The organism is Methanospirillum hungatei, from assembly GCF_020216685.1.
GTDB classification, from domain to species: domain Archaea; phylum Halobacteriota; class Methanomicrobia; order Methanomicrobiales; family Methanospirillaceae; genus Methanospirillum; species Methanospirillum hungatei_B.
The window spans coordinates 1-10,000 of record NZ_JAIWNS010000016.1 but is presented as its reverse complement, the minus strand read 5'-3'; the positions used below and the strand labels follow the sequence as shown (position 1 = coordinate 10,000).

Below are 10,000 nucleotides of genomic sequence, written 5' to 3'. Positions count from 1 at the left end.
TAAGTTCGGTGCCGAACCGGAGGTCTTCAAGTATCATATTCCGTATATGTTGGGTGCACCGTCCAATAATACTAGTGCGATACCGGCAAACAAACAAAAAAGGAGGGTTGAAAGACGAACCGTCCGGATTATCGAGGGACCAGCCTCCCGAAGGGTCACAATCTCCTCTCCGATCCGGTACATTCCGGGTTTTTCAAAGAGTATCCCCTCCCCTCCGGCTATCAAAGACATGGGGATGCCTCCGTTAAATCCTGGTCTCTTTTTCCGGTCACGAATGAAGATTGCGTATGCTGGTCTGATTCTTCCCTTCAAGGCATACAGGATGAAAAGGAGAAGGCCGCATATTCGTGCCGGAATGAAGGAGAAGATATCATCCATTCTGGCTGCACACCATCCCAGGTCTTTCCGCTTATCTGTATACCCCAGCATGGCATCCATGGTATTGATCGCCCGGTACATTGCAGCACCCGGAAGGCCAAGGATGAGAAACCAGAAGAGGGGGGCGATGATGCTGTCATTGAGATTTTCCGCAACCGACTCATAGGCGGCAGAGAGGGTCTGCTCCTCGGTCAGGACTGACGTATCCCGTGAGACTAAAAGAGAGGCCTGCTGTGCCCGTTCATCCTTGGATGCTGCCTGTGCGACCGCCCTGGCATGCTCTTCCAGCGCTCTCCAGGCAAAGCAGATCTTGAGGAGAAACGGGCCGGCTATCAGGTATACATACCACGGTGCAGCCATCTGGAAGAGAGCAAAAGGCAGAGTAAAGAGAATTACTGTTCCCACCCATCCGATAACACCAATAAACCTGTGCCAATGCTCCGGGTATCGTTCCGGTCTTCCCCACCAGCCAATGACCTGGCCGATCAGGGCCACCGGATGGAGTGAGGTCTTCGGATCACCGCACACCCGGTCGATCAGGAGTGCAAAAAAAAGGACCGGTAGTTGGATCATCATCGGTGTCAGATGTTCTAGATGTTCTGGGGAAGAAGGTTTGGAATCCCGTCTTCTATCGGATATGTAACTGAACAGGCATGGCAGATGAGTGAGCCGGTGATGATCTCAATGTCATTCTCTTCTGTCACTTTCAGTTCAAGGTCACCCTTGCAGACCGGACAGCAGAGTATATCATATAATTCGCGTTTCATTCGTATTCAGCCCGTATATCAATAATCTGGGAGAGTTCAGGTCCGGTTGAGATGAGTGTTATCGGTGCCCCGATGTCATCTTCGGCCTGTTTTAGGAAATCCTTTGCAGTCTTTGTCAGCTGTGAGTACTGGGTTGCACCAAAACAGGAGGGATCCACGTGGTCAATTCCGGTGATAGCTGCCTGGGTGCATCCGTTTATCATAGCAGCATATCTGGCCATCTCCCCGTCCCATGTCCCGATACGCCGTTCTCTGCCGGTAACCGTTCCAAACTCCTGAATGCCCTTTTCATGTGCCTTTTCACTGGACATCTCAGTTGAGAACGGACCTTCTCCTACTCTGGTCGGAAATGCCTTAAACACAACAATGACATCATCCACTCTGGTCGGCCCGACGCCATTATCTGCCGCCATCTGTGCAGCACAGGTGTCTTTACTGGTAACGAACGGGTAATGGCCGAAGTACAGGGAGATTCCAAAGCCCTGTGTCCCTTCGATCACCACATTCTCACCCTTGTCAAGAGCGGTATTCACCTCAAGTGGCACATCCACAAGATATGAACTCAGCTCAGGAATATCACGCGCAAGTCTTGCAACCCGCATGGCACGATCTCGGTTTGCGGGGCCACATCCGGTACCGGTTGATCCGACCTTTTTGGAAAGGTGCGTATTGGTTTTATCCTCCTGGATATGTGCTTCTTCAATGATAGCACATCGCTTATCCAGGAATATCCGTCCTTCAACTCCGAGAACCTCGATCTCATGCTTGAATACACGCGGATCTACGAGCACACCGGTTCCGATCATCAGTCTGGCATCTGGATAGACAAATCCTGACGGACACATGCGGACGCCGAATTTTTTCTCGCCGACCATGACAGTATGTCCCGCATTCGGGCCAACCCCTCCCCGTGTGATTATTGTCGGGCGATCCTGGTGAGCAACATGAGAAACAATCTTTCCTTTCCCTTCATCACCAAAGTTCCCGCCCACGATTATTGTACAACTCATCCAACCTATTGCATAGGAGAACGGGAGAAATAAAGATTTAGATTATCGGGTGATCGATGGACCTTACCAGTCGTCCATCTCGCGTTTTGCAATGAGTTCATCTGCCTCATCATTCAGGCCAAGACTCCGGAGGCATTCCACCTTTGCGTCATACACTTCCGCATGGTTAGGCTCAATCCTGATAACCCGGTCAAAACACTTGATTGCCTCTTTGCAGTTATCAGTCTTTGAAAGACAGTTTCCAAGTTCAAACCATGCATCGGAGTCCTGTGCATCCTGCTTTAGTATCTCTTTAAAGCATCCGATTGCAGATTTATAGTCATTCAGTTTCATCAGGCTGATCCCTTTATTAAAGAGTGCATTGACATCGCCAGGTATGAGTTCGAGTATCCGGTCAAAACATTCGACAGATTCCTGGTGTCTGTTGATCTCTGCAAGAGCAGAACCTTTGTTGCTTAATGCATGAAGATTGGTCGGATCTATCTCAAGGACCATGTTAAAACAGGGAATTGCCTTACTATACCGGCCCATAAAAAAGTAGTTAATTCCCATATAGAGCCAGTACCGGGGATCTTTATCGTTTAATTTGAGGGCTTCCTCAAAGGCCTCAACTGCTTCCTGGTACCGGATAAGGTTCATATACGCAAGGCCTTTCTGGAAATATATATCCTCATCAACCGGATTTAGTGCGGATGCCTTCTCAAAATACTGAATTGCTTCTTCAAATTTCTGATTTGTGGCATAGCGGATACCTTCAGACTTCCAGCGTTCTGCCTCCTTATCACTGATAGTATCGACCATAGATCATCCTGATTCCGGTATCACATGATTGCCCGCGGAGTGCATTAAAGATATTCATCAATTCTTCCGTGTGGTTCATCACCGGAGAGGGAAAAATACTGTTATGGATATCATCCGGCAAAATCCGGATACGTATGGAGATACATCGAAAGGCAGCAGAAAAGTCTGGCATGATCTGCCGATACTATTCCTTGCACTTATTCCGATGGTAATCATTGTGCCAGTCCTGCCCTCTGACCCATCATCACGGCCGGTAATTCTGATATTCCTCACACTTCTCTTTATCACCGGCATATATGGTATGAGGGGCAACCGCCGGAGGTTTTTACTCTCATGCATACTGGCTTTGATTGCCACAGAGACATTCTGGGTATCTGTCTGGCCGGCGGCATCATCTCTCTTTCTGCCCGCAGAGTTTTTTCTTCTCCTCTTCCTGGGTCATCAGGCAGGATACCTGTTTCAGGAACTGGTAACCTCTGAAGGTGGGATAATGGATATTTTAAGTGGAACAACCGCCCTGCTGATGACCGGGGGGATCATGCTTGGGACAAGTCTGCACCTCTCCGGATGGGCAGGCAGAACGGCAGTGTATGATCCTGCTCTCCTTCACAGTTCCTTTGCAAAAGCGATACCTGAAGGCGTCTTACTTCTTATCCGCGGGGGAGAGAGTTCATTTGGGTCATCCTCCCTGACGACAGTCCTGCTCATGATCGGTGCTGTATGCGGATTTTTACTTCTGGCACTTACGGCTGGAAAAATTGCAGGGTATTGTGGAAAAAACAGAGGGGAAATTACCCATCCAGATGAAGCGTCCCGGTAAATACTGTATCTGCGGGACCTTTCATAAAGGCTCCATCTTTTATGGTGATGGTAAGAGGCCCGCCGATAGTCTCCACCTCGACAACAGGGCCGGTTTTGGAGAGACGGTACGCGATTGCAGCTGAGGCTGTGGCACCGGTCCCACAGGAGAGCGTCTCTGCTTCGACACCCCGTTCAAAGGTCCGGATCTGGATCGAATTTTCTCCGGTTATCTCTACAAAATTCACGTTTGCTCCGGATGGGAAGAACTGGCTGTGCCTGATTGGAGGAGCCATTTTTATGAGATCAAGGGTGTCGAGATCCCTGACAAAGATGACTGCATGAGGGACACCGGTATTGACGGCAAATACTTCGTACCCGTTGATTATCTCATGAAAGTCACCTTTCCCTTTGGCCGGTATCCCCGGACTCTCATATATGGGTGGTGTCATCTCCACTTCAGCCATGAAGTCCCCGTCCTCATCATACTCCATCCTGACCATGACCGGTCCGGCAAGAGTCTGGATAGTACAGGGGCTTTTCACATACCCGGCATCAAAGGCGTATTTGGCCAGGCACCTGATGCCGTTTCCGCACATCTCTGCCTCACTCTCATCAGGCTGGAAGAGGCGCATCCTGATACCATCGTCCGATTTCAGGAGAAACAGAACACCATCCCCGCCAATCCCGAACTTCCGGTCACAGTACACTGCAGCAAAATGACCTTTCATATCATCAGGTATTTTTTCACCTGCGTACTCGTCGATCAGGATAAAGTCATTCCCGTTTCCGTGGAGTTTGACAAATGGTATTTCCATGTATAGTAGTTATGCAATTCCCCATTTATCCAGTGCCCGTTTCAGCTCAGGATGATCCTCTGCATATGTCGCCGGGGAGATACCGGCAACGGCGGCGTCAACTGCCTGTCTCATTGCTGTTGCACCTGCCCGTGTCCCGTCCGGATGGCCGTGAATTCCTCCGCCTGCCTGGAGAATGATGTCCCGTCCGAGCATGCTGACCTCTTTATGGACCCCTCCCGGATGGAGTCCGCCAGAAGCAACAGGGAAGGTTGGTTTCAGATCAAAGAACGGTTCGGTCAGTGCCAGGTTATCACCGCGCAACTCCGTGACATCGTGCTCCATCTTACCTGAAACCGTTCCGGTATGGAGCTGGTCCCCGCCAAGCATCCGCACAAGCCGGCATATGGGGCGCATAGCAATCCCGTGTTCCGGATTTCTTGTAATTGCCGCATGCATGGTCCGGTGAACGTGTATGGGCAGATTGATTCCAGGCTCTTGTGCGACTGCCCTGACGGCATCAAACCCGCACACGATGACATCAATCATAAGCATGTTTGCACCCATCCTCGCCGCTTCTCGTGCCCGCTGGACGATTTTGTCACCTGCAGTAGAGATGTTTACGGCATAAAGGACATTCCGTCCGGTCTCACTCTTCACCCGGTCAAGTTGTTCCATAATGAGAGGAAGCCGTTCGCCAAGAGGGCAGAATGTCTGATCAGTCAGGGTTTCATCATCCTTGATAAGATCCACGCCACCTATTGCAGCCTCATATGCGACTGCGGCCGTATCTTTCGGGTTCAGACCAACCTTCGGTTTTATGATGGTTCCTACGTGAGGCCGGTCAACAGTGCCTGCCAGTTTTCTGACCCCTTCTATTCCGAATTTCGGTCCTTTAAAGGGGACAATGTCGCGCGAAAACTCCACATCCATCAGTCGTACTGCTGCTATCCGTGAGAGGCCAAAGAGGTTGCCTGCAAGAACCGAGAGGTACTGGGGGATATTTCCTGGTTCAAAGATCTCTGCCGGATACCGAATTGTGCAGGTGTATCCGCCACCCATAGGGCGAATCTCCCCCACAACACCATCAAGGTAATGGACATAGGTTTGCCGAGTGGAGATGTCGGTCCAGGTTCCGGTCGTCTGTTCTTCTGCGATCGCTTGTGCAGCCCATTCAGGAGTGACTCCTTCCCGTGGTCTGAAATAATATGTTGCTATAACGTCGGTCATGTTATTCTTCCTCGCAATAGGGTAGCTCTGAACTCATATCCTCGGTATCCCAGTGAAGTTGTTCTTTAATGACGGTATATGCCATCTCCGGGGGATAGACTCCGGCCTCAGTGATGATGAGGTCTACATAATCGGCTGGTGTAATGTCAAAGGTAGGATTTCTCACGGTGACATGCGGAAGTTGTCTTCTCATGTCTCCGGAGAGTATCTCATCTGGTGAACGCTCTTCTATGAGGATTCGCTCTCCAAGAATTGTGCAGGGGGCGAATTTGTATGTCTCCGCTGCAACCACAAAACTCACCCGTGCTTCATGGGCGGCAAGAGCTATCTGTGAGGTCCCTATCTTGTTTATGACCGAACCATTGACCGTGATTGCATCTGCCCCGGTAATACAGATGTCCACCTCTTTCATAAAATATCTGGCTGCAGAATCAACGATGAAGTTCGTTTTTATGCCTGCATCAGATAAGGTTTTGGCGGTGATATGCCCCTGGTTGCGTGGTCTGACCTCCGTTGCATAGACTTCGATATTCATTCCCTGCTGGTGGGCCTTGAGAATGCAGGCAAGCGCAGCTTCTGAGTTGCAATGGGTCAGGACCACATCACCATCCCTGATATGTCTGGCTCCGATGGTCCCAATCCGGGAGACTGCCTCTTCAGAACGTTTAACAAATGCAAGGGCCCGTTCCTCGAGATTATGTCTGGCGGTCTTTAGGTCTGATTCATTTTTCAGTGGCTTCATGACCAGGTTGACTGCATTGGGAAGTGAGACTGCAGTCGGTCGTGTTGAAACAAGAAGGTCTGCAGCTGCATACATCCTCTGACAGTATTGGGTGAGATCTGCGATTTCTGCGTCTATGGAATGTTCATAGAGAGCTCTCGCAGCAGCCCTTGCAATCCTGCCAGCCCCCCTTATTTCCATGGATCTGATCTTTTCTGCAGTCTCTTCAAGCGTCATATCTCTTGTTATCTTTTCTTATCTGTATAATTCTTGGTATATCTCTGGTATTTGCATATCCTAAAACCGGCCATCAGGTATTATCTGTTCTCATTCTGTATTATCTGATAGAGCCTTCATGCACGTCGCTGTTGTGTTTGATAGTGCCGGCACTTTGTTGCGGACGTACCGGATTGCAAAGGATATACAGACCGGTGAACTGCTCGTAGACGTTGAGACCACCATGCTTACCTATGCAGATCCTGATCGCGTATTATGCGTTCTGCATGGTCATTCCCGTGATTTTATGAAGGCAGCTCCTGACCTTCTGGTTTCAGATTTCATCAGGGATCACGATATCGCATTCGGAATCTCCTGCACCAGGAAGGTTATTGAAAAAGAAGCTGTGAAAACCATCCTGCATGATGACAGGCAGGCAAAAATCGGGGATATGCAGGAATGTATGCGGTTTATCTGGTCTGAAATCAGGGACCAGGAGATAGTTGCATTAAATAACGGCCTCATCGTTCATACCGGCCATATGATCATTGAATTCTGTGTGACGACAGGGGGAACTCCGTTTCCAGGTGCACAGGAGACCATCAGTGCTCTACATCGCCGGGGGGTCTTTACCTACATTGCATCAGGGGACCGGGAGGCGAAGTTGGAACGCATGGCAGATTATCTGGGTATCCCTCGGGACCGGGTGTTCGGGGTGGCAACTCCTGCGATGAAAGAGAAGATTGTTCGTGATTTGAAACAGCAGTACGATATTGTTGTGATGGTGGGTGATTCCATCAATGATTTGAAAGCAATGCGTGCTGCAGACATTGCGATTCTGAGTGAACAACAACCTTCAGTTAAACCTCATGAACTGGTCTCCGAGGCCGATTACTGCATTCGTGACCTCCGGATGGTTCCTGATATTGTGTATGATGTTCTTGAAAAGTCGGAATCCTGAAGGGCATTTGCCGATCGTGAAAATTCACATGCAGAAATAAAGATGTAATACGCATTAGTGCTAACCATACGTTACGAAAGGTGTTTGCAAGATGAGACCCCTGATCACGGTTGATAACCTTACTATGGCCTTCGACGGAAAGGAGGTCCTGAAAAATATTTCCTTCACGCTTGAGGAAGGAGAAATACTCGGTATCATCGGCAGGAGCGGTGCTGGAAAAACAGTACTCATGCACCTGCTCAGGGGTGTGGACCAGCCTCCCACCTCTGGAAAGATCATCTACCACATGGCTCTTTGTGAATCATGTGAATATGTCGGGATACAGAGTAAGGCAGGAGAGCCATGTCCGGTGTGTGGCGGGACAATGACTCCCCAGGATATTGATTTCTGGGATCCCGCAAATGAAGCGCTGAAACGACGGATCATGAAACGAAATGCGATCATGTTTCAGCGGACTTTTGCGTTGTATGGGAACGACCGGGTCATTGATAATGTTCTCCATGCCCTTGAGGATATCGGATATCCTCCGAAAAAATCTGTAGGTCGTGCTGCAGATCTTATTGATCAGGTCCATCTCTCACACCGGATGATGCATATCGCACGAGATCTCTCCGGGGGGGAAAAACAACGGGTGGTGTTGGCACGTCAGCTTGCAAAGGAACCTTTCTGTCTCTTTGCCGATGAGCCGACAGGAACTCTTGACCCCAAAACGGCAAATCTTGTTCATAATATGCTTGAAGCTGCTGCAAAAGCTTCGGATATGTCCATGGTTGTAACCTCTCACTTCACCCAGATCCTTGAGGATGTGGTGACCAGAGCCATTCTCCTTGAAAATGGGGCTATAAAAAAGATAGGGACTCCTGATGAGGTTATAGAGGTCTTTATGGCAGGATTTTCTGACCTTGAAAAGTTCTGTCAGATTGAACTGGGCAAGGAGATCCTCAAGACACGTGAACTTTCAAAACGGTACATCTCCGTTGATCGGGGGCTTATAAAAGCCGTTGATTCGGTCCAGTTTGAAGTATATCACAAGGAGATCTTTGGAATTATCGGAACATCAGGTGCCGGGAAGACCACTCTTTCCAAGATGATAGCAGGTGTTATTGAACCGACAGCCGGTGAACTCAATGTTCTTGTCGGAGAAGACTGGGTTGATATGACAAAACCCGGCTTTGACCTTCGTGGACGGGCAAAACAGTATATTGGTCTTCTGCACCAGGAGTATGATCTCTTCCCCCACCGGACCATTCTCGATAATCTGACCGATGCAATCGGGCTTGAGTTTCCAAAGGAACTTGCAATGCGCAAAGCCATCATAACTCTGAAGATGGCAGGATTTACTGAGGAGAAAGCTCGTGAGGTACTGGAACGTCTTCCGTCAACTCTGAGTGAGGGTGAGCGCCACCGGGTTGCTCTGGCTCAGGTTCTTATTCGTGAACCACATATTGTTGTATTAGACGAGCCAACCGGGACGATGGATCCGATTACCAAGGTCGATGTCAAGCATTCCATCATGCACGCACGGGAAGAGATGGAAGAGACCTTCATCGTGGTCTCACATGACATGGATTTTGTCAGGGACATCTGTGACCGGTGTGCCCTTATGCGGTTTGGAAAGATCGTAAAGATTGGACCGACTGCTGAGGTACTTGCAGAGATTACCGAGCAGGAACGGGAACGGATGGCACAAGAGTAACAGGAGTGGCAATGCCCACAATCCATTTTGATGGAACGATCACTACAGTACCAGACGGATTCACAATTGATGATCTCCTGCCGGATCGTGACCGGAGTCTTAGCATTGGCATAATTCGGCCGGTCACCGTCAGTCAGGCAGAGACGAAAGAATTTCTTATGAAAACAACCGCCGGCGAAGTGGTTGTGGAAACTATGCCCGGGACCCGTGCGGGGGAGATCCTGACCGGTCTTTTTGGTATCCAATCAGGCTGGCACGATCTGCAGGTTGCAAGTTTTGGTCCTTTCCCCTCGTCTTTTACTCCTTCCAGAAAACCTTCCCGGTATGAACGCGGGGATCTGGCACTCGGGTGTGGAGGATACGATCCGGCACGGTCATTTCTGATATTCTGTAAAAAGACACATGCAGCAGATCATGGCGGTCCGGCAGAGAACGGGATAATTGCAAAAGTCATCTCCGGGATGGGTGTTCTGGACCGGCTCAGTGATGTGGATCAGATTCTCTCCATTGAGCCGGTTATTTCGTTTGCTGAGTCAACTGACGCCAGAACAACAACGGATGGTTCAGTTGTTCTTGAAGAAGGAATGCACATCGTCACCCATATCAGGGTCCAGGCAGAAGGAAA

Annotated in this window: 10 protein-coding genes and 1 pseudogene; 4 read left to right on the top strand and 7 right to left on the bottom strand. The window is 49.6% G+C overall.

Translation table 11 applies throughout. The annotated features are described in order from the left end of the window. Window positions 1–33 precede the first annotated feature (33 nt). From cbiB to LDL35_RS00955, 4 genes are all read right to left on the bottom strand, one after another. Window positions 34–954, bottom strand: coding sequence for an adenosylcobinamide-phosphate synthase CbiB (gene cbiB / locus LDL35_RS00970; protein ID WP_304018598.1), 921 nt, complete (start codon window positions 952–954; stop codon window positions 34–36). Between the two features lie 14 nt (window positions 955–968). After that, window positions 969–1,145, bottom strand: a complete 177-nt coding sequence (locus LDL35_RS00965) for a methytransferase partner Trm112 (RefSeq protein ID WP_011449283.1) — start codon at window positions 1,143–1,145, stop codon at window positions 969–971. Then, window positions 1,142–2,155, bottom strand: a complete 1,014-nt coding sequence (locus LDL35_RS00960) for an adenylosuccinate synthetase (protein ID WP_304018594.1) — start codon at window positions 2,153–2,155, stop codon at window positions 1,142–1,144. The genes LDL35_RS00965 and LDL35_RS00960 overlap by 4 nt, the downstream gene beginning before the upstream one ends. 63 nt (window positions 2,156–2,218) lie before the next feature. Beyond that, window positions 2,219–2,956, bottom strand: a complete 738-nt coding sequence (locus LDL35_RS00955) for a lipopolysaccharide assembly protein LapB (protein ID WP_304018592.1) — start codon at window positions 2,954–2,956, stop codon at window positions 2,219–2,221. A gap of 103 nt (window positions 2,957–3,059) precedes the next feature. Between LDL35_RS00955 and LDL35_RS00950 the strand changes: the two genes are divergently transcribed. After that, window positions 3,060–3,776 (top strand): hypothetical protein, encoded by a 717-nt coding sequence (locus LDL35_RS00950; RefSeq protein WP_304018590.1) that lies wholly within the window; start codon window positions 3,060–3,062, stop codon window positions 3,774–3,776. On the opposite strand, the gene dapF is transcribed toward LDL35_RS00950, so the two are convergent. The 3 genes from dapF to LDL35_RS00935 are packed head-to-tail and all read right to left on the bottom strand — an operon-like array spanning window position 3,748 to window position 6,739. Next, the gene (gene dapF / locus LDL35_RS00945; protein WP_304018588.1) at window positions 3,748–4,572 is read right to left on the bottom strand and encodes a diaminopimelate epimerase; all 825 of its coding nucleotides are present in this window, start codon (window positions 4,570–4,572) and stop codon (window positions 3,748–3,750) included. The two genes, LDL35_RS00950 and dapF, sit on opposite strands and share 29 nt — an antisense overlap. Window positions 4,573–4,581: 9 nt before the next feature. Next, window positions 4,582–5,781, bottom strand: coding sequence for a RuBisCO large subunit C-terminal-like domain-containing protein (locus LDL35_RS00940; RefSeq protein WP_304018586.1), 1,200 nt, complete (start codon window positions 5,779–5,781; stop codon window positions 4,582–4,584). Window position 5,782: 1 nt separating this feature from the next. After that, the gene (locus tag LDL35_RS00935; protein ID WP_304018584.1) at window positions 5,783–6,739 is read right to left on the bottom strand and encodes a ribose 1,5-bisphosphate isomerase; all 957 of its coding nucleotides are present in this window, start codon (window positions 6,737–6,739) and stop codon (window positions 5,783–5,785) included. Between the two features lie 118 nt (window positions 6,740–6,857). Here LDL35_RS00935 and LDL35_RS00930 point away from each other — a divergent pair, with 118 nt between their 5' ends. The 3 genes and pseudogenes from LDL35_RS00930 to LDL35_RS00920 form a co-directional block, all read left to right on the top strand. Continuing rightward, window positions 6,858–7,679 carry an HAD family hydrolase gene (locus LDL35_RS00930; RefSeq protein WP_304018582.1) on the top strand — a complete coding sequence of 274 codons (822 nt, stop codon included), beginning with the start codon at window positions 6,858–6,860 and terminating at the stop codon, window positions 7,677–7,679. A 91-nt stretch (window positions 7,680–7,770) separates the two neighbouring features. Further along, window positions 7,771–9,375, top strand: coding sequence for a methyl coenzyme M reductase system, component A2 (atwA, locus tag LDL35_RS00925; protein ID WP_304018580.1), 1,605 nt, complete (start codon window positions 7,771–7,773; stop codon window positions 9,373–9,375). Window positions 9,376–9,386: 11 nt separating this feature from the next. Further along, window positions 9,387–10,000: pseudogene (locus LDL35_RS00920) on the top strand (methanogenesis marker 3 protein); the annotation flags it as partial.

Bases quoted from the DNA above. Each gene is read 5' to 3' on its own strand.
- cbiB (WP_304018598.1), bottom strand. From the start codon at position 954: ATGATGATCCAACTACCGGTCCTTTTTTTTGCACTCCTGATCGACCGG.
- LDL35_RS00965 (WP_011449283.1), bottom strand. From the start codon at position 1,145: ATGAAACGCGAATTATATGATATACTCTGCTGTCCGGTCTGCAAGGGT.
- LDL35_RS00960 (WP_304018594.1), bottom strand. From the start codon at position 2,155: ATGAGTTGTACAATAATCGTGGGCGGGAACTTTGGTGATGAAGGGAAA.
- LDL35_RS00955 (WP_304018592.1), bottom strand. From the start codon at position 2,956: ATGGTCGATACTATCAGTGATAAGGAGGCAGAACGCTGGAAGTCTGAA.
- LDL35_RS00950 (WP_304018590.1), top strand. From the start codon at position 3,060: ATGGATATCATCCGGCAAAATCCGGATACGTATGGAGATACATCGAAA.
- dapF (WP_304018588.1), bottom strand. From the start codon at position 4,572: ATGGAAATACCATTTGTCAAACTCCACGGAAACGGGAATGACTTTATC.
- LDL35_RS00940 (WP_304018586.1), bottom strand. From the start codon at position 5,781: ATGACCGACGTTATAGCAACATATTATTTCAGACCACGGGAAGGAGTC.
- LDL35_RS00935 (WP_304018584.1), bottom strand. From the start codon at position 6,739: ATGACGCTTGAAGAGACTGCAGAAAAGATCAGATCCATGGAAATAAGG.
- LDL35_RS00930 (WP_304018582.1), top strand. From the start codon at position 6,858: ATGCACGTCGCTGTTGTGTTTGATAGTGCCGGCACTTTGTTGCGGACG.
- atwA (WP_304018580.1), top strand. From the start codon at position 7,771: ATGAGACCCCTGATCACGGTTGATAACCTTACTATGGCCTTCGACGGA.